Raw genomic sequence first — 25,332 nt, 5'->3', positions numbered from 1 at the left:
TCATAATCTGTGATTTACAAAATAAAATGAACATCAACATGCAATCAAATTTCATTTGCACTCAATATTTCATTATATTTTTAAAGTGAACAAATCACAATTTCTAAATGTGAATGGTTATATTTTCAATTATGGAAGTGCTCTGTATTTGTAAAATAGTGCTTTTGTAAATCCTCTTTCATCCATTCTAGATTATCCGGAATCTGCGGAATTGAAAATCCAACATATAATGGACTTGTAATGAATCGCGGCACAATTTTGGCATATCTCTCTTGCCCTAGTTTATAGAAGAAAAGGTTATAGCTATTACAGTGAAACGGAAAATTCGTAAGGATATAGTGTACTGCTGTTTGCACATAACGAGCAAATGGCTCAATCTCTTTTCGTTCACCAAGTTTTACATTAAATTCATAAAATCCAATTTTGGGCAATGTGGATAAAGTAAATTCTGCACCTTTATAGCTGTCTATTTCTAAACCAATAAAATCCTCAGCTTTTATATGTAGTGTATAATCAACATCTTCAAGACCGATGATTTGCATATGCGGATGGGCAATGCTTCCTCCAGAAAGCGGGCCATGATTCTTGAATAACAAGACAGACTCATATTTCCCTGATTCCTCCATCTTTATCCAATGATTAATTGCAAAGCGAAACAGACGATATAAATGATCTTTTTGATAGATCGACAGCTCAGAATGGCAATCATCTGTTTCAATTAATACGGTTTGATAAGATTTTTGTAAAACAGGATACTTATTTTTTAATAACATAATGGGTCCGTCAGTATCAATAATATCGGTTAGAAGGTCTCTTGCACAGAACGGACACATTACATCTTTGTTACGAATGCTATTTGGTTTCTTTACCCCTACTGATGTAAGAAAATGCAGGTGTGTACAACTCATCATAATCTCTCCCCAATTTCCCTCTGTTTCTTCTATTATAAATTGAAAACTCATTAAGCGGGGATTTGCGGATTGAATGCAGAATAAAAAGCACTAGGATTACCTATGTGCTTTTGTTTTGGGAGACCTTGCTGCAGTTAGATAAGTTCCTTTTTACTCGTATGAAACAGTACTTATGACTGCAGCATATTCTTTATGAGCCCTTATGAATTTTCTTCTTCCTGTTCAGTTTGATCAGCAGCATCTCCTACCGTAATCATTTTCTTCGGCATCGTGTGCAGATCTCTTGCTGTTACATGTGATTGAACAGAATAAACGCCGTCTTCAGCAAATGCTTTTTGCACCGTATATTTCCCATCGCCTTCTGGGACAGCTTCTATTTCTTCGCTCTGCTCTCTATCTTCTCCTTGCCAAATTTCAAAAACGACTTCATCAGCATCATCGACTGGTTCACTTCCTTGCATTACCGTAACCGTAAATGATACTTCTTCCCCTAACTCAGCACTTTCCGGAACATCTAAGCTTGCTTCAACAAATACCGGAATCTCTTCGTTATTACTTGAATCTTCTCCGTTATTTCCACATCCAGCTAAGACAATTGAAATCAACCCTAAGCTTACTATCCACTTTTTCAACTCATTTCCCTCTTTCTGCTAGTCGGTATGGTTTGAAGATACATTCCAAATGTGAAAAATCCATGAAATTTCTCTCATATTCTTAATTTATCCAGGAATTTATTTATCTGAATTGAAAATTTAAAACCTCACTATCATGTATTTCTCTTCTAGTGACTTCTGTATCCTCTCCACCATTACTTCTTATATGAATAGAACCCATAATTCCCTTTGCACCGAAAAGTATACATGTTCAACTTGATCCCGTCATCTCGTTAGTTTTGAACGTTCTGTGACAAAATCTATATTTCTGCAACTTAACTTAACCAAACATAACAAAAGTCACATCTTTGATTCGTTATCCATTGTAATTTTGTTATGTAGTCCGAAAGAGGGGATGATGCTTGCATAATAAGATTTATACACCAGATGAAGTAGCTGCCTTATTAAAGATTTCAAAACATACGGTATATGAACTTATTAAAAGAGGTGAACTTGCTTCATTTAAAGTTGGCAAGAAAATGAGGATTGAGGAACGGGAACTGAATCGATTAAAGACTGGGGCAATGTCAGCACCAGTTAAACAATCGCAATCCATTCAGCTCCGCTTGGCGGGCAGCCATGATTTTTTAGTAGAGTCGCTTGTTCAATATGTTTCAAAAGAAGACTTAGATATTAGCATTCAGCCTTCCTATATCGGAAGTCTCGAAGGGTTAATGGAGTTATATAAAGGCCGATGTGATATTGCTGCTGTTCACCTGCTTGAACCAGTTTCTAAAATGTATAACCTTCCTTTTATACACCAGTTATTCGTTCATGAGAAGATTACTGTGATGCGGCTGGCTGCCCGTGAGCAAGGCCTTATTGCCGCAGCAGGAAATCCACATAACATAAAAGGAATAAAAGACCTGGAGAGAAATAACCTTGTATTCGTTAACCGTCAAAAAGGATCTGGCACTCGATTCTTATTTGATACGATTCTTGCAGACAAAAAGATAAATCCGGTTGCGATCAATGGTTATGAACACGAGGAATGGACTCATTTATCTGCTGCTTCTCATATCAGCAGCGGAAACGCCGATGCCGCCTTTGGCATTAAAACAGCAGCAAGCAGACTGAACCTCGACTTTATTCCCATCGCAGTGGAACAGTTTGATTTGGTTTTTAAGTGGACTCAAAAAAATGAAAACGCTCTGCAGCATATAGTTGATGTGCTGGAACTGACCAGCTTTCGAGAACATGTAGATGCCCTTGCAGGGTATGATGGCAGTCAGTTTGGATGTATTACATATGACAGCAGATAATTGGAGGAATGAACTTGAAACATTATCGTTTATTATTATTAACTATTCTGACAGCATTACTTTTATTCGCAGCAGGGTGCCAAAGCTCACCAGCTGAATCAAATGACAAAGCCCAAAGTACTGAAGAATCAAAAAACTTAATCTTAGCGACCACTACCAGCACACAAGATAGCGGCTTACTCGATGAGTTAATCCCCATTTTTGAAGAAGAAGAAAACATCAATGTAAAAACAATTGCTGTTGGCACCGGTCAAGCACTTGAAATGGGAACACAAGGTGAAGCAGATGTCCTTTTAGTTCATGCACCTGCAGCCGAACAGGAGATTGTAGACAGCGGAGATGCCATTAATCGTAAACGCGTTATGTACAATGATTTTATAATGATCGGTCCTAAAGAAGACCCGGCTGGAGTTTCAGGAATTCCTATTAAAGAAGCATTTGTGAAAATTTCTGAAGAAAACGCTGTGTTTATTTCTCGTGGAGATGATTCAGGCACACATAAAAAAGAACTTGGCATTTGGGAAGCCGCAGGTATTACGCCATCTGAAAACAGCGGATATACGGAGACAGGACAAGGGATGGGCGACACTCTGCAAATTGCTGCTGACAGAGGCGGCTATGTATTAACGGACCGTGCTACATTTTTAGCACACCAGGATACACTGGGCTTAAGTATCCTGGTTGAAGGTGATGAAGATCTATTAAATATTTACCACGTTATGCAAGTAAACCCTGAGAAGCACAACAAAGTATATGCAGAAGGCGCAGAGGCCTTTGTGGATTTTATGGTCAGTGATGAAACACAAAAAGTAATAGAAGAGTTTGGAAAAGACGAATATGGTGAAGCATTATTCTTCAAATTTACAGAATAAAAATACAGGCTGGAGCGGATACAGATGGAACTGCTGATAGAGGGTCTAAAACAAGCGTTTAGCATGCTGGAAACAGGAGATATGCAATTGATAGAAATTACACTGCTCACCCTACGCGTGTCCTTATCAGCGATCATCTTCAGCACGATTGTCGGCATTCCGCTCGGAGTAGCGCTTGGCCTCTCATCATTTCGAGGCAGGCGTTTTCTCCTATCCCTCATTAACATTGGGATGGGATTGCCGCCCGTGGTTGCTGGACTGTGGATTACGATGCTGCTGTGGCGAAATGGCCCGCTCGGCTCTTTCTCCTTATTATATAGCCCATTTGCGATTGTACTCGCTCAAATCCTCGTTTCACTGCCTATCGTTATTGGATTAACATCAAGTGCCTTTCAGCAAATAGACAAAAAACTTCTTCTGCAAATTAAAGCGCTTGGTGCTTCTAAAGTACAAACGGTTTTCCTCTTAATGAAGGAAACCAAGATTGCCATTATGGCTGCTGTTATGGCGGGATTTGGCCGCGTGATTGCCGAGGTGGGAGCAGCCATGATGGTAGGCGGCAATATTCTTGGCGAGACAAGAATATTAACAACTTCCATAGTGATGGAAGTTTCAAAAGGTAATTTTGATGTAGCGCTTGCTCTCTCCTTCATCTTAATGGGGCTAGCTTTTGCGATTACATTTCTGCTTACAATTCTCCAGCAAAGGAAGCAGCTACAATGAAAAAACCGATCTTATCTGTTCACAATATTCTTTTCCAGAGAGCAGCTAAAACCTTGCTTGAAGTAGAGGATCTTTCCTTATGTAAAAGTGAAATTCTTGGCATCATCGGTCCAAACGGTGCCGGGAAAAGTACACTCATTAAACTGATGTCCTTCCTTGAGTCACAGAGCAGCGGTACGATTCAATTTGAAGGAGCACCGTATACAGCTGCATCTATACCACTTGAAACTAGAAGAGAACTTGCTGTCGTTATGCAGCAAAGCCTTCTCCTCGATACAACGGCAGTCAAAAACGTCTCCAGCGGCTTAAGATTAAGAAAGATTCCTAGATCTATTATAAAAGAGCGCACCGAATATTGGCTTGAGCAGCTATCCATTTCTCATCTCGCCCACAGAAACGCCCGCTTTCTTTCTGGCGGCGAAGCACAGAGGGTAAACTTGGCCAGAGCGCTTGTTTTACAGCCAAAAATTTTATTTATGGATGAACCCTTTTCTGCTCTTGATTATCCTTCAAAGGTAAAACTATTAAAAGACTTGAAGCCCCTGCTGCAAAAAACGGAAACCACAGCCGTTTTTGTCAGCCATGATTTAGAAGAGATTAAATTCCTGACCGATCGTCTCGCTGTTTTAATAGATGGCAAACTACATCAGATCGGATGCACGGAAGATGTCTTAAACTCCCCCGCAGAAGAGACAAAACACTTTTTAAATGGAATGGTGTTAAATTGAGGATAATGAGTGAAGAAGCATGGATTGATAAATCTGTGCTTATTTGCTGTTCTGTCTATACATGCAGATTTTTATAATCACACTTATAATAAACCAAAATCAAGCTGATTTACTTTCACATCATCTGCTTCTTTGTTTTAATGAAATAGACTAATACTTGCAGATCAAAGAAAATAAAAGGAGTGATTTCATGAAAAAGATTGCGATTGTAACAGGAGCTTCAAGGGGTCTGGGTGCAGCGATCTCTCAAAAACTTGTGGAAGAAGGGTATTCGATTATATCGATTTCCCGTTCAGAGAACAGCACATTACACACCATTGCTGCTGACAATGACCAAAGCTATTATCACTTCCCTTGTAATCTCGCAGACGGATCGGAAGTGGAAGACACATTTACAAAGGTGTATGAAAAGGTGAACCAGCCTGACACGGAAGAAATCTTCCTAATCCATAATGCCGGAACAGTTGCGCCCATACATACAGTTGGTCATTTACACCATCAAACTGTAACTGATAGCACCCAAATCAATCTGATTTCTCCTATCATCATGACGAATAAGCTGCTTAAAATAACAGATAAAAAAGTGACTATAGCAAATATTACTTCTGGTGCTGCCCAGCGACCGATTGAAGGCTGGAGTGTGTACTGCAGTACAAAGGCTGCTCTAAATATGTTTACACAAACGGTCGCGCTGGAACAAGAAACAGCTGGCACACCCCATAAGATTTTTGCCTTTAATCCAGGCATTATGGATACAGATATGCAAGGAGAGATTCGTTCCTCCAGCGAAGAACAATTTACTGACATTGCTAAATTTCAAGGTTATAAGGAAGACGGTCTTCTCCGTGCGCCAGAAACGGTCGCAAATATTTTTGTTTCCCTTCTACTAGACACAGAAACTGAGAGTGGAGTCATTTATCAGATTAATGATTTTTTGAACTAAATTAAGCTCAGTATTCTCCCTTTTGAAAATTTTCAAAAATTTATGTATAGAATGAAAAAAATTTGCTCATACTATTTGTACAAGTGTAAATCCCCCTTTTAATTGCTTCCATTTTTGGGAGCATTTTTTTTTAGTGATACTGATATCCCCCCAGAATAATCGCTTTCCGGCGGGCTTTTCGTTTCAATTGAAAGGTATATTGCTAAACCCCCCTGCTTGTATATGGTGTTTTCGGTCAATCTTAAGACTTTTTCAATCAATCTAAAGACCATATCGATCATTTCCCGAATTTCCTTAATCATTTCCCAGACACTTTCGATCATTACCCTTCTTTTTTCGATCATTCACTGTATCCTTTCAATACTCTCTCCCTCTCTATTAAAATCAAAAAAACCCCGTTTCCATCCACGGGGTCATGCTCATTGAATCATATTGAGAAATTGCTTTGTTCGTTCTTCTTTTGGATTTGTAAAGATTTGGCCTGGAGCTCCGCGTTCAATAATGTGGCCGCCGTCCATAAAGATCACTTCGTCTGCCGCTTCTTCGGCAAATCTCATTTCATGGGTAACCACAACCATCGTCATCCCTTCAGAAGCAAGGTTTTTCATGACCTTCAGCACTTCTCCGACAAGTTCCGGATCAAGTGCAGATGTAGGCTCATCAAAGAGCATTACCTTTGGTTCCATTGCCAGTGCACGTGCTATTCCCACACGCTGCTGCTGACCGCCGGATAATTGAAAAGGATAGTAATCAAGTTTATCGCCAAGACCAACTTTTGATAATAATTCTTCTGCTCTTTTTCTGACAGCATCTTTGCTTTCACCTTTAACAGTTAATGGACCTTCCATTACGTTGCCGAGTGCTGTCATATGCGGAAATAAGTTGTAGCTTTGAAATACCATCCCAGTCAGCCTTCTAAACGAAGAAATGGCTTTTTTTGAAACCGATTCAGTAAAATCTAATGTTTGATTATCAATTGAAATTTCACCTGCTGTAGGCGTTTCGAGCACATTAATGCAGCGCAGCAATGTTGTTTTACCTGAACCTGAAGGACCAATAACCACGACAACTTTGCCTCGCTCCACTTGCAGGTCAATGCCTTTGAGCACTTCCAATTCATCGAACTTCTTATGCAGTCCTTTTAGTGTAATCATTGATCTAAACTCCTTCTCCTATATACAGGAATGCTTATGACACATATCGATTAAGTCTTTTTTCCATAAATCCTTGTAAAACGGAAAGTACGAAGCAAATCACCCAATAGATTAAAGCAGCCATGGAATAAAGCAGTATGAATTCATAATTAGTCGCTGCTATTTCTTGTGCCCTTCTAAACATTTCTGTAACGAGAATCATGGAAGCCAATGATGTATCCTTTACCAGGCTTATAAATGTATTTGAAAGCGGAGGAATTGATACCCTTGACGCCTGGGGCAAAATGATTCTTTTTAACAGCTGCTGATAAGACATCCCCATAGAATAGCCAGCTTCCCATTGACCTTTTGGGATCGATAGAATAGCGGCCCGAATTACTTCAGATGCATACGCTCCTACGTTTAAGGAAAATCCAATCACTGCCGAAGGAAATGGATCTATAATAATATTTAGCGCTGGAAGCAGGTAAAAAATAAGAAATAATTGCACTAATAGCGGTGTTCCTCGAATAGCTGAAACGTAAACTCTAGCAATAATCTGCAGTACTCTTATCGTTGAAATTCGGGCTAATGCTGTTAAAACAGCCAATGTAAGACCGATTACAAAAGAAATCAGAGCCAATGGAATCGTATAGGAAATGGCTCCCTCCAGCAAAGGCAGAAGGGAGCTTTTAGCGATACTAATCAGACGGTCAATCCGTTCTGGATCTGTCAAAATATTAGTTAAGTACATCTTCACCAAACCATTTCTCAGAGATTTCTAAATATGTTCCGTCTTCAATCATTTCTTCTAATGCTTTATTTACTTCCTCGATAAATGGCTCGTTTCCTTTACGGAACATAAATCCGCTTTGAGACGCATCATCCATTGTTGCTACCATTTTTACAGGAGCATCTGGTTTTTGCTTTTTAAAATCAAGGAAAGATAAGTTATCGTTAATTGTGACATCTGCACGCTGAGAGTTGATCAGTTCAATTGCCTGGTTAAATCCTTCTACTCCCACGATTTCTGCTCCATATTCACGGGCGATATCAGCATAGTTGCTTGTCATGGATTGTGCTGCTTTTAATCCTTCAATATGCTCAAAATCTTTAATTGTATCGTTATCATTATGGGTAATTAATACACCAGAAGAAGTAATATAATGCTCTGAGAAGTCATATTTCTCCTGACGATCAGGTCTAATCCCAACTTGGTTAGCAATCATATCAAAACGTTTTGAGTCTAATCCGGCAAACATAGCATCCCATTGTGTTTCCATAAATACAGGTTCAACACCAAGACGTTCTGCAACCTCTTTCGCAACTTCAACATCAAAACCTGTTAATTCTCCGCTATCGTCATGGAATGTGAATGGAGGATAAGTTCCCTCTGTTCCAATCAGCAATTCTCCCTCTTCCTTAACTTTAGCCAATAAATCTTCTTCATTTGTATTTTCGTCTGCTCCGCCCGTATTATCCGGCTCTGCTTCATTGTTATTTCCGCAGGCTGCAAGAAGCAAGACAAAGCTTAGCATTACGATCAATAAAATAGAATTCTTTTTCATGTTACAAACCCCCTAATCCCGATTAGTTTTGTCAGCATTAGCTATCATATTACATGCCCTCCTTGCTGTAAAGAGAATTGCTCTGAATTTCTCATAATCCAAAAGCAGCTCCTGCAACAATAAGCATTTTATATAGCTTTGCCGATTATAATGATGAGTATTTTCCCTGTTCTTATCTTTACCAAACGGGACATTTTTACACGGATTTCCACTCATGATCTTTTCCTTAAATGGGAAAACCATGAATGTACAAATTTAATGTCTTCAACAAAAGACAGGAGGAAATTTTCATGACTAGAACACCTAACAAAGGCAGCAAAAATCAAAACTCACCAAGCAATGATACGGCTCATATCGTAAGCGGCGATAACAGCAAAGGAAACAAGCGGAATAAGGATCAAAAGGATAAAACAGATTTAGATTCTTAACAGTTTTGATCGCAGAAAAAAGCCGATGGTGTGTATAAGAAGTACCATCGGCTACTTTTTTTTATAAGTTGTCATCATTGCCACTATTTCACCTTAACTTGCGCATCTCCGTTAATCCATTGCGGAAATGCAGAAATTTTAAGTGTTAGCGGATTTACTATATTAGTGGAATTATTAGTGGAATTAAGTCGTATTCCCATTCTTTGCATTCCATTTTCAATATGTCCTTCAACCATGCTGCCATGATTGTATTCATTTCCTTTAGCATCTATAGAGGACAACATAAATAAAGAGTAATTAAACTCTTTCTCTGTTTTCAGCTTAAACCACACATCATTTCCGATAACCTCCAAATCTGAAAGAAGGTCTCCTTTAGGCTGTTTTACAATTTCCTCTGTGCTTGTGTCAACAACTACCGTATCATCCTCACGATCAATGGCCTGCAAGCGATTTAGAACAATATATAACTCTTCTGGTTCTTTAAAATAATTACTTTGCAAATATAAAATTTGTTCATGCTCATTTATATAATTAGCGGTAACACCATTGGATATTTTTGTCCATGCTTCCCCATGTTCGTCAACAAGTCTTAAATCATCAAATGAAAGTATTTTTTTACTATTGCTTTCATCCATTTCTAAGGTAACTGCTACCCTAAGCGGATAGATTTCCACTTGTTTTATAGTAATGTTCTGCTGCTCAATTGATACAGTCTTATTGACTTCGTAAGTTTTCTTTTGTTCCAGCGATTTATTTAAAGAAAAAGGAATCTCGAATTGCTCTTTTTGCGTGCCTGTTCCTACTTCTATATCTAATATAAAATCAGTTGTTTCTAATGGTTCACTGAAAAACAGCTCTGCAGTAGTATCTACTTTATTTCTTGGAGTATCACTTGGAAAATCAACACCATATCCGCTCGTAGCCATCACTGGGTCTTTCCCTTTAGCACTTTTCAGCTCTAAGTCATGGATCTGATAGTTCGTTTGCTTTTCATTTGACTCGATGGAATAAAAAAGGACCATTCCATATTCATCTGCAATGACATGATCTATATTTACCTTCAAGCCATTCCTTTCCTGAGAAACGCCAACCTCTTGCACATAGTCATTCTCGACTGCAGCCAATAGCCCTTTATCATAGCGGATCTTCTCGACAACCTTTTCCATGCCTGGAATAACTGCAATATAATTTGCCAATACATTTGAGTAGCGGATGCTGACAAAGAAGGTGATGAAGAATACCGCAGCAGCCGCAGAACTATATAGCCATCTTTTTCGCATAACCTTCTTCTTTTTCTGCCTGCCTTTCTGAAAACCTGCTTGAATGGCAGCATCTATATCTTCTACAGGATATGGTAATTCATCATACACCTTTTTCCATCCAATTAGTTTTTGTTCTTCTTTCTCAAACATGTGACATTCCGCCTTTCTCATCCAGCAGTTTCCGCAATGATTTTAAGGCTTTGTTCAGCCAGGTTTTTACTGTTCCTTCCGGGCATTCCAAAGTAATGGCGATATCTTTGAGTTTCATATCATGAAAATATTTCAGTGTCAGAATTTCCCGAGAACGCTGATCTAACTGGTTCATGGCATCCTCTATTTCTAACAATGTATAGCTATCCGCTTTACCGCTCACATGCACAAGTTCATCATTCAGTACTGTGTGCTTTCTTTTTCGCAGCACGTCATTGCAATAATTGATCATAATTTTGATTGCCCAAGTTTTAAAGAAAGCCTCTTTCCGTAATTTTTTGATCTCTTGATAAATTCGGACTGTGACTTCCTGGACAGCTTCAAGGGCATCCTCCCGATTGTGCAGATAAGCAAATGCTGTTTTATATAAATCTAATTTAATGGTGTTAATGATGAAAAGGAATGCCTCATCATTTCCTCGCCGAGCTTTTCGGACAGCCTTTTCGAGCTCCACACCGTTCCCCCCTGCCGTAATCTCTATATGTATTAGACTGCTGAATAAGCAAAAGGTTTTCATTTTTTTTAAAGATAACTATTTATACTCGAATTTTTGAAAGGGCCAGAGAAAAGACCTGCTTTTAAAGCAAGTCTTCACAACATTTTATACAGATGAACAAATTGACTTTCTTCTTCCTCCAGGCTATAACCGTTGCTTTTGTATAGCTTTACTGCACTTTCCCAGTTCCTATTCGTTTCAAGCACCAGTTTGCTATATTGTAAATCCGCCGCTTTTTGTTCAAGAGCTTTTAGCATTCTTTTAGCCAGACCTTTGCCTCTTAAGGTTTGTTTAACCGACATTCTTTGAATCCGTCCTGTCCCTTCAGCTTCTTTGGTCAATGCCCCTGTACAAACTAACTCATTATGTAAAAGTCCTATAAGAAAAACAGAACCGTCTATAGAATAATGTTCATAGATATGGTTAAGATCAGGATTTAGATTCTCATCAATAAAGCCGAATCTTTCTAGAAATCCATCGAGTATTAGCGCTTTCGCTTCCATTTCGTAACTCTTCGTTATTTCAATGATCTTCATATCCATACTGCACCTCAGTCCTTATACTTCTTAAGTCTTATATCAGAATCCTGCTGCGGCTCAATACCACCTCCCTTATTTTATAGTAAAATAAGGAAAACAGAGTAAAACAAGGAGGATTTATGAAAAGAATTTTTATCATATTTTTAGTATTAGTGAGCTTTTATGTTATTGCTACTACTGCCTATCAATGGCTGCCGCTTGGAAACAGTGCAGCTAATGGCAAAGTTGGTTCCAATATTGAAGAAATCGCCATTGAATTAGAAGGTGCAAATGCGGCAATTCAAAAAACGAGCGGTGATGATTTAGAAACAGAGCTTGAAGGAAAAGGGGAAGTAAAGGTTTCAGAGGAAGGCGACACGCTGAAAATAAAGTACGAACGGAAGTTTTGGTTCAGCAGTCCCTTTAATAGAACAGCAACAGTCGTCATTTATGTACCTGAGACATTTGACCGCACTTTATCCATTAGAGGCGGATCTGGCACGATTGACGTAAATGGTGAAAATGATTGGCAGCTTGAAGAGATGGATGTTAAATTAGGTTCAGGTAAAATAAATGTCCAAAACATCCTAGCAGAAACCGTTTCACTTGAGGCTACTTCTGGGGTGATGAGCGTTGATGGTATAGAAGCTAAAGTAAGTTATTTTTCCATAAGTTCCGGCAAAGCTGATATTAACAATGTTACTGCAGAAAATGTATCCTTTAAAGCATCTTCCGGAAGAATTGATGGGGACAGCATAACAGCTGATGATATAAAGGCGAATTTAAGCTCTGGAAATTTCTCATTAGATAACATGACTGGCGGATTAACAGGAGAGTTATCCTCCGGCCGATTAACAGCTTCCTTTAAAGAAGTTACAGATGATATTGATCTTCGTGCAAGCTCTGGACGACTCCAGCTTGATTTACCAGATGATGGAGACTATACCATAAACGGCGAATATAATAGCGGGCATATTTCCGCAAACCTGCCATTAGAAAATAAATCCGAAAGCGATCATGGCTTTACTGGTAAAAGCGGAGCTGGGACACATGAAGTCAATGTTCGAGTAACAAGTGGCTCAGCTGAGATTAATTAATCTTAAAAAGAGCACCTTTTTCATCATAAAAAGGTGCTTTTTTTATTTGACCATGTACAAAAATAAAAAAGGCAGCAACTCCATAATAGGAAATTTCTGCCTTTCAAATTCTTTATCTTTTAAACGGCCACCAGTTGGCAGCCCCAAAGTTTTTCACCATTACCGGGATAAACAATGGCAGAATGACAAGTGCATAGAGGAATAATCCTACAATGACGATCGCTGCAATTTGCAGGAGCGACAGCATTCCAGAAGGCATCATCGCCGCAAAAGTCCCGCCCAGGATGACAGCAGCCGAAATGATTACTGTACCCATCTTTTTCATCGATAACAGCATCGCTTCTGATACAGACAAGTCTCGATACTCATTGAAACGATCCATCAGGAAGATACTGTAATCCACACCAAGCGCAACAAGAATAACAAAAGCAAAGAATGGAACAGCCCAGCTAATGCCTGAGTAGCCAAGAATGTTGACGAAAATTACTTCATTGATCGCCATAGAAGTATAATATGTCAGAATCAGTGAGCCGATTAAATACAGCGGCATGATAAGTGACCGGAACAAGAAAACAAGAATAATCGCTATACCAGCAAGCATTAGAATAACTGTGCGGGTGTAATCCTGATCACTCATTGTTCCTAAATCAGCATTCATGCTTGTTGGTCCACCAACGGCAACAACTGCATTTTCTAGCTTCGTTCCTTTGGTTGCTTTTTCAACAGTGTCCTTAATTTCAGGAATTTGCTTAATTGCATCATTTGAATACGGATTTGCTTCGAAAATAACATCCAGTGTCATTACTTTGCGATCTTCAGATAAATAGACATCTAGGACTTGAGCAAAATCGTCACTGCTAAGCACATCCTCAGGTAAATAAAATGCGTCCGAGCCATTTGATAAACCTGTTAAATAGTCTTGCGCAGACCCAAGTCCGTCAGACACTTCTGTTAAGCCATCAACACTTTGGCCAAGTCCATCGGTTAATTCGCCGATCTGTCCATCAAGATCTCCAAAGCCTGCAAGCAATTGTTCCTGCCCAGTCGCAATACCAGCTAAACCATCGGTTAATTCAGGCATCCTGCCGACAATCTGCCCTTGGCCATTTGCCATTTGCTCTAAGCCAGCCTGCTGCTGTTCAAGTCCTGCAAGCAGTTGGTCGAACCCTGCTGCTGCCGCGTTTTGCCCGTTAATTAATTCTGTCAAATTGCTGTTTGCTCCTGTAATTCCTTCAATAATTGAAGGAATTCGACCATGAACAGCAGAAATTTGGTCTTTATGCTGCTGATAAACCGGATCTTCAATAAGTTCTGGATATTGACCTTCCAAATAGTTATATAAAGCTGAATGTGCGTTAGTAAGCGCCTCTGATACTAGAGCTAAATTCTCAGCAGCATTCTGATAACCGGTATGCAGCTGCTGATATTTATCTGCAAGCTCCAGAACCCCAGCTTTCGCACTTTCTAATCCTGCACTGATCTCAGTTGAGCCCATTGAAGCTTCCCGTAGTCCCTGCTCAATCGTTGATAGGTTTGTCTGGATTGTTTCAAGGCCTGTTTTCGCCTGATTTGTTCCATCTATTAATTGGCTGATTCCAGCTGTTGATTGTTCCAGCTGTGGCGCTTGATCTGTAAGCATTGTGTTTGCTTCATTCAAGCCATTGCGAATTTGTTCAACTCCGTCACGGCCATCTCCAATTCCATCTCCGAGTGTTTCCGCCTGAGAGCTGACATATAAATCATCCATCACTTCTCCCGTTGGTCTTGAAACCGAGCGGACACTTTGAACTAAGTCAATGTTTGATAGCTCATCGCTGATTTTCTCTGCCAGACTGATATACTCAGCTGAATCCATTTCTTCGTCATTTCGGATAACTACCTGTGTTGGCATGGATTCACCAGGACTAAAGCTGTCAGAAATCGCATTAAATGCTTTAATGGAATTCACATCTCCGCTAATTTCCTCAAGCGAGTTAAATGAAAGCTCTCCATCATATGTGGCTAAGAAAGGTACGCATACGGCAGCAACGATCAGCAAGGCAATAAACGGCCTCGCTAGAGAGAACTTGCCAACTGTCCCCCAAAGCTTGCTGTCAGCATGCTCCGCCGATCCTTTTGATGGCCAAAACAGCTTTTTGCCCAGGACTGCCATAAAGAATGGAACGATGGTAAAAAGGGCAATCAGCAAAATCGCAACCCCAATGGCCACAGCAGCCGCGGACTGATAAAGAATAAATTGCGAGAAACCAATCGCTGCAAATCCAATCATCACCGCTACTCCGCTAAAAAATACTGTTCTTCCAGCATTTTTATAAGTAGCTATGATGGCATCGGTGATACTCTCTGAATGACTCAATTCTTCTTTATAGCGACTTAAAAGCAAAATACAATAATCTGTTCCTATACCAAAAAGCACGGCAACAAGGAAAATCTGTGTATAGCTTGAAATCGGAAAGTCAAAATGATCAACAAGAAAACCGACAATTGACTGAGATGCCAAATAGGTGAGCCCAACTGTGACGAGCGGGATTAACGGTGCTATGACCGATCTGAAAACAAGCAATAAAACAGCTAGTATAAATACTACTGTAATGCCCTCTGTTTTCTTCAGTCCTTCCTGTGAGCTCGTCATTACATCCTCACTGATCATCCATTCACTAGTGTAAAAATGGTCAACCTTTACATCTTCAACCGCTGCATACAAAGCATTACTTAGCTCCTTTGCTTCGCGGTCGTTCCAATTCACGGTAACTTGAGCCAATATTGCTTTTCCGTCTTCTGACACAAGCTGATCTCTTAGTGATTCTTCATTAAAATGAGTTAAAATCTCTGTAATCCCAAGCTCTTCCTGCTGGTCTTCCAGTAAACGAATTGCTCTTTCAGCCTCTTGAATATCTTCTTCTTTCAGCTTATTTTCATTGTGAAATATCAATGCGACTCCCGTATCATTGCCGCCGCCTTCATCCTCTTGCACCTCAGACATTATTTCACCTGCAAGTGCTGAAGAGTATTCATCCGGCACGGTAATTTGACCTTTTTCACGAACAAGGTCTCCCATACTCGGTGCAGCAAGAAAAAGTCCAGCAACAATAGCAATCCATGCAATGATGACAAACCACTTTCGTTTGATGATTGTACTCACTTTGTATCCTCCGTCTGAATATCTTCTTTGCTTTGCAGCATAAAGTTCTTAAGCTTCTCAAATGAATCCATAAATTGATTGATTTCATCTTCTTCAAAGTTATTAATCAGTGACTCTACTAACTTCTGTATACGTTCTTCCGTATCTTCGAATAACTCCTTTGCTTTGTCTGTAAGCGTCAAATAAACCACCCTGCGATCACTTTCATCCCGTGTCCGCAGGATTAGTCCTTTTTCCCACAGCCTTGTAATAATGGCTGTAATGGCGCTTTTTTTCACATCAAACACTTCTGCAAGCTCTGATGAAGTACAGGAACCGGATTTATAAATATGACGTAAGGTATAATGCTGATCATACGTTAAGTCACTGCCTACCTGGCTTTTCACCAGGCTCTGTCCACAGCGATTGACAATAAATGAAATTTCAATATAACGATCAATAAGATCTTTTATCGAATGTTCCCCCATGTATATATGCACCTCTTTTTTAAATTATTCTCTACTTTAATTATTCAACACATGAACTATTCATATAGTTAACTTTATGAAAAATGACATTCCTTGTCAATAAAAATCTCCATTTTACACTTTCGTTTTTCAGGCAAAAAAAACACCGCATATTCCATGCGATGCAAGTATTATGAATATTAAAAGAAGAGATTTTTATTTCATTCTTCCCTCTATCATCTCTTTGAAAATAGCATTCAATTCTTTCTTGGTTTTCTGCTGCAGCCATTCAGCCTGATCGATGGGCAACGTCAGTTTTAAGGCAATCTTTTCATATGGCATCTCTACTTTACGAATATCTTCTAATGTAATGCCTTGTTCTATATCCGGAAAATCAAGATCGTTTTCGTGAACTGCCGGCAGTTCACGAAATTCATCAGCATCCTCCACTTCACTGACAAAATTTAAGTGAGGAATCCTTCCAGGCAATATATTCACGGTCATAAATGAAGTAACCAAACTGCCATTCTCCAATTCTGCTTCTATAATATGACTTTCTCTATCTGTATATTTTTTAATGGTAATTTCACTGACAATTATATCTAATTGCAGAGTACAGCCAGAATTCGCATGGAACACATAGATGGCGCTATTAAAATAAAATATATTCTCCCCGTCGATCTGTATCGATTTTATTTTAGCCATGCTATATCCTCCAAATCTAATATAAACTCTTATTTTTTATTATAAGACAACCTGAAACTTGTTCATAGCTGCGATATTTTCTCAGAAAAAGTGTAATTGTTTTCAGAGTGTATTGCAAAGAATATTTAATAATCCCAACAAGTAATTTCCATATAAAGTTAATTTTATTTTTCGTTTAGTATGAGCCGGCAAAATACCCTATAATAAGGAATGAGGTGAGTTTTTTATGGCACGGGAACGCAAATTTTCACTTGAGGAATTATACAAACAGGTGAAGCCTTTACTATTAAATAATGGGTATGAAGGATTTACATTCAGTCATCTGGCAGACGCCTTAAATGTGGCCAGAGGCACCATATATAAATACTTTGAAAATAAAGATGAATTAATTACTGCTTATATGATCTTTGAAATGGAACAGTCCCATAAAGAGCTGCAGCAAATCAGTCATATCAGTGACTTTAACGGACAATTTGATTTTCTGATTACGTTTATGTTTCAGAATTCCAACTTGCACCGATTAATAGAGATCGGCAAACAAGTGCAATCCTCTACTGAGGTTGTGAAAAAAAATAAGCAAAGATTGATGGAAATGCAAATTGATATGTATAAGCATTTGCAGGATTTTATTAGCCTCGGCAAGCAGGAGAACATGTTAAAACCCCATTTGCCTGATACGCTCATTTTGGGCTATATTTTTCAATCCATCGCTATTCCAAACCATTTTGGCATCCCCCAATCAGTCTGGGTAAGCTCAATTAAAGAAATGCTTCAATCCGGAATGTTTGCACATAATAATTGACAGAAGTGTCATTTATAAAGATAATGATTACAGCAGGTCTATTACAGACCTCTATATAGTTAAAATGACACAACTGTCACTTTGAGAGGAGAAGAAGAAATGAAAGGTTTTCTGCGAGCAGTCACAGACTGGGTTTCCACGAAAAAAGGGATGTGGATTACATTATCCGCATGGCTCGCTGTCACTGTCTTATTTACGATTTTCGGGCCTAATCATAAGGATTATGAGGTTTCAAATATCGCTTCCTTGCCTGATGATGCACAATCAGTTATTGCAGAAAGTAAGCAAAACCAATATTTCGAAGGCGAAAACGGAATTCCAGCTATACTCGTGTTTCATAGAGATAGCGGGGATCTAAGTACTGAAGAACTCGTTTCTGCCTTTCAAGCTATAGAAAATGAAAAAATAGATGGAATTAAGGAATTAATTCCTCTTGCCGCACTTCCTCCGGCTGCTGTTGAATCCTTTGTTTCTGAAGATCAAACAACAGCTTCACTTCCATTAATCTATCAGGATTCAATGGAGACGAAGGAAATCCAGGATGCAAATCATCAAATCAGTGACATTATTGCTGAAGAAACGGATCTTGAATTATTTATTACTGGACCTGCAGGCATTTCATCTGATTCTGTAGATTTATTTTCAAGGGCCGATTTGGTACTGCTGTTCTCAACAGTTGGCTTAATTTTAATTCTTTTAATTGTGATTTACCGTTCACCATTGCTTGCACTTATTCCTTTGCTCGCAGCTGGTTTTGTATACCAGGTTGTAATGAAGTCACTTGGATTTCTTGGAGCCTCGGGACTGGATCTCAGCCAGCAAACCATATCAATCATGTCGATACTGCTGTTCGCAGCTGTTATTGATTATTCACTTTTCGTCTTTTCTCGCTACCGCGAAGAATTAAAGACATATGAAGACCGCTTCGATTCCATGAAATCAGCCATGCGCGAAACGGGCTTGCCTGTCTTCTTCTCTGGCGGAACCGTGCTCGCTGCCATGCTGGTCTTATTTTTCGCTCAGTCAGGCGATTATCGTAATTTTGCCCCAACCTTTGGAACCGCAATGGTGATTATCATGCTTGCTTCAGTCACATTAGTGCCAGCATTGTTCACCCTTTTTGGACGCAAAGCATTCTGGCCGAAGGTGCCTAAAGTTGGCGATGAGCAGCTTAATAAGAACTCATTTTGGAGTAAAGTCGCTCGAATCGTTGTTAAAAAACCAGGTATGGCTGTAGCAGTCATTGCTGTTTTCTTAGTTGTATCATCCTTAAATCTATTCAACCTTCATTATGAGTTTGATACCATTAAGTCTTTTCCAGAGGATATGCCCTCAAGACAAGGCTATGAACTGCTATCTGAGAAATTTGCCAAAGGAGACATAGCTCCTGCAACGGTGCTCTATGAAGCAGAAGAAGCAGTCACGCCAGATGATGCTGAAAATCTAAGAGCAGCCTTGGAAGATCAATCATTAGTAAGAAGTGTTTCGATCTCAGAAACAACCGAAGATTCACAGGTTATTTCCTATTCGGTTACCTATGATGAAAATCCTTATTCAGAAGAAGTTATTGATGCAATGGAACAAACAATTGAAGAATCGGACAATATAATCGAGACAACTAATCTAGAAGGAAATCTGTACTTTGCCGGTGAAACGGCAAGTTTAGTGGATGACCGCAATGTGAACAATCGCGATATTATTGTAATAGTCGCACTTGAGACGATTCTTATTTTTGTGATGCTGATCTTTTTAACAAGATCGATTAAAATGCCAATCTATATGATTGGAACCATCTTAGTATCACTGCTGTCTGCATTAGGATTAGGGTTATTTTTATCCGATCTATTCTTTGATATCAGTACTATCAGTAATCGTGTGCCCTTATATGCCTTTGTTTTTCTTGTTGCACTCGGCATTGATTACAATATCATTCTTGTGTCCCGCTTTCAGGAAGAACGCAAGAAATATCCTGTTAAAAAAGCCATTGAACTGGCTGTCTCCAATACAGGCGGAGTCATTTCCTCTGCGGGGATTATTCTTGCCGCAACCTTTGCTGTCTTAATGACACAGCCGATTCAGCTGCTCTTCGTTTTTGGCTTTATTGTTGCCGTTGGAATTTTACTAGATACCTTCCTGATCCGCGGTGTGCTCCTGCCTGGACTGATTGTCATGCTGGAGAAGGATGAGCATGCAGAGAAGGAAAAGCAGGAATAAGATTATTGATTTGCTATTGAAAAGAACCTGATCCTTTCAGGTTCTTTTTTGTTATGGAATTTATATTTTACATAATGTAATTTATATGTTACATTTTTATTATGGAGGGCTGCTATGAAAAACAATGTGAAACTGGCTCGAATAAAGGCAAATCTAACTCAGCAGCAGCTGGCGGACGGTGTTGGCATTACAAGGCAAACGATCAGTTTGATCGAAAAAGGAAAATATAACCCTTCCCTAAAACTGTGCCTGCAAATTTGCTACAGAGTAAACGCTCAATTGGATGAAATTTTTTGGCTTAGCGAGGAGGAATTTAACAGTGAAGAAAATAACTGATGAACGTCTAATCATGAAGAATTTAAAAAATATTAGAATTGCTTTTGCTGTCCAATCACTAGGCATTTTCGCCATTCTTTTCTATGAATTTTTACAAGGCGGAGTAGATCAAATGCGTAATAACCCGATTTGGCTAGTGTTTATGGTCACCATGATCGTGCTTGCCTATTTATCAATGAATATTAGTGTTGATAGTGAACGCACTTTAACTAAGTCTAATCGATCACTTCAGATTAGTGCGATTGTTACTTTAATGATTAGTCTGATTGTAGGCATCCTTACAGCCAATACGCCTGGCTACGGGATATGGGATGGTGCGCTCATCGGCAGCATTATTTTTATCTGTGGCCTAGTTCCTTCTTATTATATATACCGCTTGAGAAAACGGAAGGAAGAAGTGTTTGAAGAAGATGAGGATGAATAGAGAAAAGCGGCAGCTTGAATCAGTAGGAGACTATCCTTTCTCACTGATTAAATGAACTAATTAAAAGAAGAAAACGGCTTAATAATGGATTTTTTTGCTTTTTAGAGAAGAAATGGTTTATTGAACTAGCTTATTTTTTGATTGCTGTTAAAATATTTGGGGTTTCTATCAAACTGTTTGGGTTTTTTATCAAAAGTTCTGGGGTTCATATCAAATTTTTGTTTTATCCTATCAAACTTATCAAGTTTCCTATCAAAAATTCGCTCTTTCCTATCAATTTTTCCTGTTTTCCTATCAAAAATCCGGTTTTTCCTATCAAACCACTTTTTTGAGCCTAAAATTAACGATTAACCACCCAATTATTCTCTTTTCGCGAAAACCCTAATCATGTTCCTGCACGCCAAAGTCGATTTACCCTGCTTATTCTGGGTTTCCTAAGACATTTTTTGTGGTTTCTATCAAAATTTCTGCGTTTCCTATCAAAATGTTTGGGTTTCCTATCAAATTTCCCCTCTTTCCTATCAATTTTCCCGGTTTTCCTATCAAAAATCCGCTTTTTCCTATCAAACCTCCATTCTCCCCACATATCCAATCCACATCACCCCAAAAAAGCGGCTTGCCATATGACAAACCACTTCTCCCTATCCTATAAACCAAGCTCGGCGCGGATTTCTTCGTTGTGTTCTCCCAGCCTTGGAGCAGGTTTTGATAGTTTGGCAGGAGTTTGTGAGTATTTTGCGGGAAAACCCAATGTTTTCAAGGTCCCAAATTGTGGGTGTTCATATTCGAGGATCATTTCACGTTCCTGGATATGCTGATCATTCATCGTTTGATCATAGGAATAAATTGGTCCAGAAGGGATGCCGTTTTCTTCAAGTAATACAAGCCAATGAGCGGAAGATTGTGTTCGCAGTACATTCTCGATATCCACTTCAAGCTGTAGAGCGTGCTCATTTCGTAATGAGTTGGTTGAATAGCGTTCATCTTCAAGCCATTGGGGTTGATCCACTACATATAGGCAAAATTTTTCCCATAGTTTTTGGTTGGCAGCGCCGATTAAAATAAACCCATCTCGAGTAGCATAACCTTGATACGGAGCCGCGGCACGGTGAGCTGTTCCATTTCGTTTCGGGAGCTGTCCTTCTCCAAAATAGGCAGCCGCCTCCCATACGGTCCATGCTAAAGCTGAATCGACAAGAGATACATCAATATATTGGCCTTCACCTGATTTTAGCTTGTGGATATAGGCTGTCAGCACCGACTGAATAGCCGTTTGTGCTGCTGCGATATCATGAATAGCAATGCCGACCTTAACAGGCTTTCCATCTTTTTCGCCTGTCATATCCATAATGCCAGATAAGCCTTGTGCCATGATATCGAAGCCGCCTTTATTTCTGTATGGTCCTGTTTGTCCATAACCAGAAATTGAACAATAAATGATACCGGGGTTAAGCTCTTTTAATGTCTCATAATCGATCTCCAGTTTTGCTGCCACACCAGGGCGAAAGTTTTCAATAAACACATCTGCTGTTTTCACAAGCTCGTAGAGAATTTTTTTATCTTCCTCTTCCTTCAAGTTTAGGCTAATTCCTCTTTTGTTGCGGTTGACCATCATAAACATATGACTCTCTCCGTCAGTGTATGGGCCCATGCGTCTTGTATCGTCACCACCGGGAGATTTTTCCACTTTGATCACATCTGCACCCATATCACCAAGAACCATTGTACAGTAAGGGCCGGCTAAAATTTGGGTTGCATCAATCACTCTCATTCCGCTTAGTGCCTGTGTCATCATCCGCACCTCCCTTTAAGTTGTTTGAACCAATTTCACAGAGGAAAGCCCGGCAATACTGGAGGCACCTGCTAAAGAGATGGACACCTTTGTTTCCTGAATCAAATTCTCGAACAGCTTTTCTACTCCTGTTTGTCCCCCAGCTGCCAGCGCATATACAAAAGGTCTGCCGATGCAAACCGCATCTGCTCCAAGAGCGATTGCTTTCACTATATCTGCTCCACGCCGGATGCCGCTGTCAAACAGCACTGGAATTTGTTTATTAACTGTTTCGGCGATCGCTGGCAATGCTGAAATTGCAGAAATGATACCATCCAGCTGCCTGCCGCCATGATTTGAGACAATGATGCCGTCAATTCCATTTTCAACCGCTAATCTGGCATCTTCGGGATGCAGAATACCCTTCAAAAGAATAGGCAGCTTCGTTCGTTTTTTAAGCTCAGCCACATCTTCCCAATTTAAAGACGGATGATGGATATTATTTAGTATTCCTTGAATGATGCTTTCTTCACTTTCATCAGGCAGAGACTGAAGAAACACTGGGTCACTTTCATAATTCGCTTTGCCATAGCCAAGCTTAAGCGGGGAAAACCGGTTCCGCAAGTCCTCTTCTCTCCATCCAAGCATGACAGTATCTACTGTTAAAACGATTGCTTCAAAACCTGCTTTTTCTGCTCGTTCAGCCATATGGAAGGAAATACTGCGATTATTTGACCAATAAAGCTGAAACCATTTTGGACTTAGGGGGGAAACCTCTGATACTTCCTCTATGGAATAACTTGAAACCGTACTTTGCACAAATGGAATTCCATAACGTGCAGCTGCTTGAGCAACAGCTAAATCTGCATCCTCATGAGCAAGCTTCAGCATTCCAACTGGTGCAAGCAAGAAAGGATGGTCATATTGTTTTCCAAAAAGTGTAATGCTTGTATTGATAGTAGATACATCTGTTAATACTCTAGGTACAATAGAATGTTTTTGAAAATCGGCCCGATTGCTTTTTAATGTTTCTTCACCACCGGCTCCAGAGCGCACATATCCAAAGGCACCTGCTGACATCACCGTCCGGGCACACTCTTCCAGCTCTTCGTATGATATGGGAAAATAATCGCCTGCATTCATATTTTGCAGTAAGGCATCCTTACTATTTACAGGTACAGCCATTTCCGGTCACCATCCTTACTTAAAATTTGGTTTTCGCTTTTCTAGAAACGCTTGAATGCCTTCCTGGTAATCTTCACTTTCAAAAGAGTACAGGATAAGCTGTTCGATTCTTTCATCTTCTTCAATGGCACCGTTTAAAACTGCATGAATAACTTCCTTTGTTCCGTTTAACGCCAGTGAAGACCTCTCAGAAAGCTGTTTAGCGTATTCATAGGCTGATTGTAAAAGTTCATCTTCCGGGAGTACGCGGTGCACAAGTCCAATCTCTTTTCCTTCCGGCGCTTTCACAAGCTTTCCTGTATAAAGCATGTCTTTAGCAATTGATGTTCCAACAGCATCAATAAGCCTTTTCGTGCTTGCCAGATTATAGATAATCGCTAATTTTGCAGCCGTTATGCCAAGAAGGCTTTCTTGTGAGGCAAATCTGAAATCACAAGAAAGTGCCAATTCTAATCCTCCGCCAATCGCTAAACCTCGTATGGCTGCAATTGTTGGTTTTGGAAAATGGTAAAGCTTTTCAACGGTCTCCAGAGCAATGGCATTATATTGTTTCGCTTTTTCTGCCGAGGTCCGATTCTGTAAAAATTCACTGATATCCGCACCGGCACTAAAAGCAGACTCATCTGCACCGCACAGTACGAGTACTTTTACTTCATCATCCTTTTTAATCTCATCCAGCAGAACGGAGAGCTTCTGAAACATCTTTAAATTGAATGCATTTTTTTTATGAGGACGGTTGATAATGATACTCGCTATCCGCTCTTCCTTTTTCCAATAGAGTTCTTCCAATGTTAATCCTCCTTTCTATAATTCTTATCTCGCAAAATACACTAATCTTTTTTCAAACGGGCGGCCAATCTGTTGCCAATGGTTTGAATGGTTTGCACTAAGATGATTAAAATGAGAACTGTTGCATACATCACGTCAACTTCGTAGCGGAGATGCCCGAACCGATAAGCTAAGTCCCCTAAACCGCCTGCTCCAACGAGTCCAGCCATTGCGGTTGCTCCAATTAAGCCGACCGTAGCAATCGTCAATCCTAAGACAAGTGAAGGGCGTGATTCACGCAGCATCACATTCCAAATAATTTGACGTGTCTTGATGCCCATTGCTTTATAGGCCTCCAGCACACCATTATCCACTTCCAATAAAGCTGTTTCAATGAGCCTAGAAATATATGGTGCTGTATAAATAACAAGCGGAACAATAACTCCTTGAACTCCGATCGTTGTCCCGACGATAAATTTGGTAAAAGGCAGAATAAAGAAAAGTAAAATAATAAAGGGCACAGAACGAATAATGTTAATGATCAAATTTAAGCCGCCATACACCCATTTGTTATGCAGCGATTGGCCAGGCCTTGTTAGGACAATGAGAATGCCAAGGGGCACACCAATTAAAATGGAAAATAAAAGTGAAACACCGACCATTTGAAAAGTCTCTACGACTGCCTTGCCGATTATCGGCAGCCACTGATCTGTAAATTGCTGAAATCGATCCATT

At 39.6% G+C, this 25,332-nt stretch carries 28 protein-coding genes; 11 read left to right on the top strand and 17 right to left on the bottom strand.

What is annotated here, in order from left to right; genetic code table 11:
* Positions 1–125 precede the first annotated feature (125 nt).
* Together F7732_RS12305 and F7732_RS12300 are read right to left on the bottom strand one after the other, a co-directional pair.
* Complete coding sequence (locus tag F7732_RS12305; protein ID WP_151574233.1) at positions 126–908, bottom strand: DUF4931 domain-containing protein; 783 nt, start codon at positions 906–908, stop codon at positions 126–128.
* Positions 909–1,111: 203 nt separating this feature from the next.
* Positions 1,112–1,543 (bottom strand): FixH family protein, encoded by a 432-nt coding sequence (locus F7732_RS12300; RefSeq protein ID WP_151574231.1) that lies wholly within the window; start codon positions 1,541–1,543, stop codon positions 1,112–1,114.
* A gap of 383 nt (positions 1,544–1,926) precedes the next feature.
* On the opposite strand from F7732_RS12300, the gene F7732_RS12295 reads away from it, so the two are divergent.
* The 5 genes from F7732_RS12295 (at position 1,927) to F7732_RS12275 (ending at position 6,092) form a co-directional block, all read left to right on the top strand.
* Positions 1,927–2,826, top strand: coding sequence for a helix-turn-helix transcriptional regulator (locus F7732_RS12295; RefSeq protein ID WP_151574229.1), 900 nt, complete (start codon positions 1,927–1,929; stop codon positions 2,824–2,826).
* An 8-nt stretch (positions 2,827–2,834) separates the two neighbouring features.
* Complete coding sequence (locus tag F7732_RS12290) at positions 2,835–3,698, top strand: ABC transporter substrate-binding protein (RefSeq protein ID WP_151574227.1); 864 nt, start codon at positions 2,835–2,837, stop codon at positions 3,696–3,698.
* Positions 3,699–3,722: 24 nt separating this feature from the next.
* Entirely contained in the window at positions 3,723–4,421 is a 699-nt protein-coding gene (locus F7732_RS12285; protein WP_151574225.1) for an ABC transporter permease, read from the top strand.
* Positions 4,418–5,149 (top strand): ATP-binding cassette domain-containing protein, encoded by a 732-nt coding sequence (locus F7732_RS12280; RefSeq protein WP_151574223.1) that lies wholly within the window; start codon positions 4,418–4,420, stop codon positions 5,147–5,149. The genes F7732_RS12285 and F7732_RS12280 overlap by 4 nt, the downstream gene beginning before the upstream one ends.
* A gap of 190 nt (positions 5,150–5,339) precedes the next feature.
* Positions 5,340–6,092 carry a (S)-benzoin forming benzil reductase gene (locus F7732_RS12275; protein WP_151574221.1) on the top strand — a complete coding sequence of 251 codons (753 nt, stop codon included), beginning with the start codon at positions 5,340–5,342 and terminating at the stop codon, positions 6,090–6,092.
* A gap of 98 nt (positions 6,093–6,190) precedes the next feature.
* On the opposite strand, the gene F7732_RS12270 is transcribed toward F7732_RS12275, so the two are convergent.
* From F7732_RS12270 to F7732_RS12255, 4 genes are all read right to left on the bottom strand, one after another.
* On the bottom strand, positions 6,191–6,436 hold the full coding sequence (locus F7732_RS12270; RefSeq protein ID WP_151574219.1) for a hypothetical protein: 246 nt from the start codon (positions 6,434–6,436) through the stop codon (positions 6,191–6,193).
* A gap of 75 nt (positions 6,437–6,511) precedes the next feature.
* Complete coding sequence (locus F7732_RS12265; protein ID WP_151574217.1) at positions 6,512–7,246, bottom strand: amino acid ABC transporter ATP-binding protein; 735 nt, start codon at positions 7,244–7,246, stop codon at positions 6,512–6,514.
* Positions 7,247–7,280: 34 nt separating this feature from the next.
* Entirely contained in the window at positions 7,281–7,979 is a 699-nt protein-coding gene (locus tag F7732_RS12260; RefSeq protein ID WP_151574215.1) for an amino acid ABC transporter permease, read from the bottom strand.
* Entirely contained in the window at positions 7,966–8,793 is an 828-nt protein-coding gene (locus tag F7732_RS12255; RefSeq protein ID WP_151574213.1) for an amino acid ABC transporter substrate-binding protein, read from the bottom strand. The genes F7732_RS12260 and F7732_RS12255 overlap by 14 nt, the downstream gene beginning before the upstream one ends.
* Before the next feature lie 290 nt (positions 8,794–9,083).
* On the opposite strand from F7732_RS12255, the gene F7732_RS22855 reads away from it, so the two are divergent.
* The gene (locus tag F7732_RS22855) at positions 9,084–9,221 is read left to right on the top strand and encodes a hypothetical protein (RefSeq protein WP_180320191.1); all 138 of its coding nucleotides are present in this window, start codon (positions 9,084–9,086) and stop codon (positions 9,219–9,221) included.
* An 83-nt stretch (positions 9,222–9,304) separates the two neighbouring features.
* On the opposite strand, the gene F7732_RS12250 is transcribed toward F7732_RS22855, so the two are convergent.
* From F7732_RS12250 to F7732_RS12240, 3 genes are all read right to left on the bottom strand, one after another.
* Positions 9,305–10,633 (bottom strand): DUF4179 domain-containing protein, encoded by a 1,329-nt coding sequence (locus F7732_RS12250; protein WP_161598876.1) that lies wholly within the window; start codon positions 10,631–10,633, stop codon positions 9,305–9,307.
* On the bottom strand, positions 10,626–11,147 hold the full coding sequence (locus F7732_RS12245) for a sigma-70 family RNA polymerase sigma factor (RefSeq protein WP_240056608.1): 522 nt from the start codon (positions 11,145–11,147) through the stop codon (positions 10,626–10,628). Before F7732_RS12245 ends, F7732_RS12250 begins: the two co-directional genes overlap by 8 nt.
* A 137-nt stretch (positions 11,148–11,284) precedes the next feature.
* A complete protein-coding gene (locus tag F7732_RS12240) occupies positions 11,285–11,725 on the bottom strand; it encodes a GNAT family N-acetyltransferase (RefSeq protein WP_240056607.1) in 441 nt (146 codons plus the stop codon).
* A 122-nt stretch (positions 11,726–11,847) separates the two neighbouring features.
* Here F7732_RS12240 and F7732_RS12235 point away from each other — a divergent pair, with 122 nt between their 5' ends.
* A complete protein-coding gene (locus tag F7732_RS12235) occupies positions 11,848–12,804 on the top strand; it encodes a DUF4097 family beta strand repeat-containing protein (RefSeq protein WP_151574205.1) in 957 nt (318 codons plus the stop codon).
* A 112-nt stretch (positions 12,805–12,916) separates the two neighbouring features.
* On the opposite strand, the gene F7732_RS12230 is transcribed toward F7732_RS12235, so the two are convergent.
* From F7732_RS12230 to F7732_RS12220, 3 genes are all read right to left on the bottom strand, one after another.
* On the bottom strand, positions 12,917–15,946 hold the full coding sequence (locus F7732_RS12230; protein ID WP_151574203.1) for an MMPL family transporter: 3,030 nt from the start codon (positions 15,944–15,946) through the stop codon (positions 12,917–12,919).
* Positions 15,943–16,413 carry a MarR family winged helix-turn-helix transcriptional regulator gene (locus tag F7732_RS12225; RefSeq protein WP_151574201.1) on the bottom strand — a complete coding sequence of 157 codons (471 nt, stop codon included), beginning with the start codon at positions 16,411–16,413 and terminating at the stop codon, positions 15,943–15,945. The genes F7732_RS12230 and F7732_RS12225 overlap by 4 nt, the downstream gene beginning before the upstream one ends.
* 195 nt (positions 16,414–16,608) lie before the next feature.
* Positions 16,609–17,097, bottom strand: coding sequence for a hypothetical protein (locus F7732_RS12220; RefSeq protein WP_151574199.1), 489 nt, complete (start codon positions 17,095–17,097; stop codon positions 16,609–16,611).
* A 226-nt stretch (positions 17,098–17,323) separates the two neighbouring features.
* Here F7732_RS12220 and F7732_RS12215 point away from each other — a divergent pair, with 226 nt between their 5' ends.
* From F7732_RS12215 to F7732_RS12200, 4 genes are all read left to right on the top strand, one after another.
* The gene (locus F7732_RS12215; RefSeq protein ID WP_066442726.1) at positions 17,324–17,899 is read left to right on the top strand and encodes a TetR/AcrR family transcriptional regulator; all 576 of its coding nucleotides are present in this window, start codon (positions 17,324–17,326) and stop codon (positions 17,897–17,899) included.
* A 99-nt stretch (positions 17,900–17,998) separates the two neighbouring features.
* Positions 17,999–20,113 carry an MMPL family transporter gene (locus tag F7732_RS12210; RefSeq protein ID WP_151574197.1) on the top strand — a complete coding sequence of 705 codons (2,115 nt, stop codon included), beginning with the start codon at positions 17,999–18,001 and terminating at the stop codon, positions 20,111–20,113.
* A 114-nt stretch (positions 20,114–20,227) separates the two neighbouring features.
* Positions 20,228–20,449: a helix-turn-helix transcriptional regulator gene (locus F7732_RS12205; RefSeq protein WP_151574195.1), complete on the top strand. Its 222-nt coding sequence runs from the start codon at positions 20,228–20,230 to the stop codon at positions 20,447–20,449.
* Entirely contained in the window at positions 20,433–20,873 is a 441-nt protein-coding gene (locus tag F7732_RS12200; RefSeq protein ID WP_151574193.1) for a hypothetical protein, read from the top strand. Before F7732_RS12205 ends, F7732_RS12200 begins: the two co-directional genes overlap by 17 nt.
* Positions 20,874–21,293: 420 nt before the next feature.
* On the opposite strand, the gene F7732_RS22650 is transcribed toward F7732_RS12200, so the two are convergent.
* From F7732_RS22650 to F7732_RS12175, 5 genes are read right to left on the bottom strand one after another with little or no spacing between them, the layout of a single operon-like run.
* Positions 21,294–21,503 (bottom strand): hypothetical protein, encoded by a 210-nt coding sequence (locus F7732_RS22650; RefSeq protein WP_161598875.1) that lies wholly within the window; start codon positions 21,501–21,503, stop codon positions 21,294–21,296.
* 16 nt (positions 21,504–21,519) lie between these two features.
* Positions 21,520–22,668, bottom strand: a complete 1,149-nt coding sequence (locus F7732_RS12190) for a CaiB/BaiF CoA transferase family protein (protein WP_240056606.1) — start codon at positions 22,666–22,668, stop codon at positions 21,520–21,522.
* Positions 22,669–22,680: 12 nt separating this feature from the next.
* The gene (locus F7732_RS12185; protein ID WP_151574191.1) at positions 22,681–23,829 is read right to left on the bottom strand and encodes an alpha-hydroxy acid oxidase; all 1,149 of its coding nucleotides are present in this window, start codon (positions 23,827–23,829) and stop codon (positions 22,681–22,683) included.
* A 15-nt stretch (positions 23,830–23,844) separates the two neighbouring features.
* A complete protein-coding gene (locus F7732_RS12180; protein ID WP_151574189.1) occupies positions 23,845–24,618 on the bottom strand; it encodes an enoyl-CoA hydratase/isomerase family protein in 774 nt (257 codons plus the stop codon).
* Between the two features lie 41 nt (positions 24,619–24,659).
* On the bottom strand, positions 24,660–25,331 hold the full coding sequence (locus tag F7732_RS12175) for a methionine ABC transporter permease (protein WP_151574187.1): 672 nt from the start codon (positions 25,329–25,331) through the stop codon (positions 24,660–24,662).
* Position 25,332 lies beyond the last annotated feature (1 nt).

The organism is Bacillus mesophilum (assembly GCF_008923265.1).
GTDB lineage: Bacteria > Bacillota > Bacilli > Bacillales > Cytobacillaceae > Cytobacillus > Cytobacillus mesophilum.
The sequence above is the reverse complement of the archived record's forward strand: the minus strand, read 5'-3'. Positions and strand labels throughout refer to the sequence as shown.

Excerpts from the sequence above, each read along its gene's own strand:
- F7732_RS12280 (WP_151574223.1), top strand. The coding sequence starts at position 4,418 with ATGAAAAAACCGATCTTATCTGTTCACAATATTCTTTTCCAGAGAGCA.
- F7732_RS12175 (WP_151574187.1), bottom strand. The coding sequence starts at position 25,331 with ATGGATCGATTTCAGCAATTTACAGATCAGTGGCTGCCGATAATCGGC.
- F7732_RS12220 (WP_151574199.1), bottom strand. The coding sequence starts at position 17,097 with ATGGCTAAAATAAAATCGATACAGATCGACGGGGAGAATATATTTTAT.
- F7732_RS12270 (WP_151574219.1), bottom strand. The coding sequence starts at position 6,436 with ATGATCGAAAAAAGAAGGGTAATGATCGAAAGTGTCTGGGAAATGATT.
- F7732_RS22855 (WP_180320191.1), top strand. The coding sequence starts at position 9,084 with ATGACTAGAACACCTAACAAAGGCAGCAAAAATCAAAACTCACCAAGC.
- F7732_RS12225 (WP_151574201.1), bottom strand. The coding sequence starts at position 16,413 with ATGGGGGAACATTCGATAAAAGATCTTATTGATCGTTATATTGAAATT.
- F7732_RS12250 (WP_161598876.1), bottom strand. The coding sequence starts at position 10,633 with ATGTTTGAGAAAGAAGAACAAAAACTAATTGGATGGAAAAAGGTGTAT.
- F7732_RS12205 (WP_151574195.1), top strand. The coding sequence starts at position 20,228 with ATGAAAAACAATGTGAAACTGGCTCGAATAAAGGCAAATCTAACTCAG.
- F7732_RS12255 (WP_151574213.1), bottom strand. The coding sequence starts at position 8,793 with ATGAAAAAGAATTCTATTTTATTGATCGTAATGCTAAGCTTTGTCTTG.
- F7732_RS12185 (WP_151574191.1), bottom strand. The coding sequence starts at position 23,829 with ATGGCTGTACCTGTAAATAGTAAGGATGCCTTACTGCAAAATATGAAT.
- F7732_RS12240 (WP_240056607.1), bottom strand. The coding sequence starts at position 11,725 with ATGAAGATCATTGAAATAACGAAGAGTTACGAAATGGAAGCGAAAGCG.
- F7732_RS12265 (WP_151574217.1), bottom strand. The coding sequence starts at position 7,246 with ATGATTACACTAAAAGGACTGCATAAGAAGTTCGATGAATTGGAAGTG.
- F7732_RS12275 (WP_151574221.1), top strand. The coding sequence starts at position 5,340 with ATGAAAAAGATTGCGATTGTAACAGGAGCTTCAAGGGGTCTGGGTGCA.
- F7732_RS12210 (WP_151574197.1), top strand. The coding sequence starts at position 17,999 with ATGAAAGGTTTTCTGCGAGCAGTCACAGACTGGGTTTCCACGAAAAAA.
- F7732_RS12190 (WP_240056606.1), bottom strand. The coding sequence starts at position 22,668 with ATGATGACACAGGCACTAAGCGGAATGAGAGTGATTGATGCAACCCAA.
- F7732_RS12260 (WP_151574215.1), bottom strand. The coding sequence starts at position 7,979 with ATGTACTTAACTAATATTTTGACAGATCCAGAACGGATTGACCGTCTG.
- F7732_RS12290 (WP_151574227.1), top strand. The coding sequence starts at position 2,835 with ATGAACTTGAAACATTATCGTTTATTATTATTAACTATTCTGACAGCA.
- F7732_RS12215 (WP_066442726.1), top strand. The coding sequence starts at position 17,324 with ATGGCACGGGAACGCAAATTTTCACTTGAGGAATTATACAAACAGGTG.
- F7732_RS12235 (WP_151574205.1), top strand. The coding sequence starts at position 11,848 with ATGAAAAGAATTTTTATCATATTTTTAGTATTAGTGAGCTTTTATGTT.
- F7732_RS12305 (WP_151574233.1), bottom strand. The coding sequence starts at position 908 with ATGAGTTGTACACACCTGCATTTTCTTACATCAGTAGGGGTAAAGAAA.
- F7732_RS12285 (WP_151574225.1), top strand. The coding sequence starts at position 3,723 with ATGGAACTGCTGATAGAGGGTCTAAAACAAGCGTTTAGCATGCTGGAA.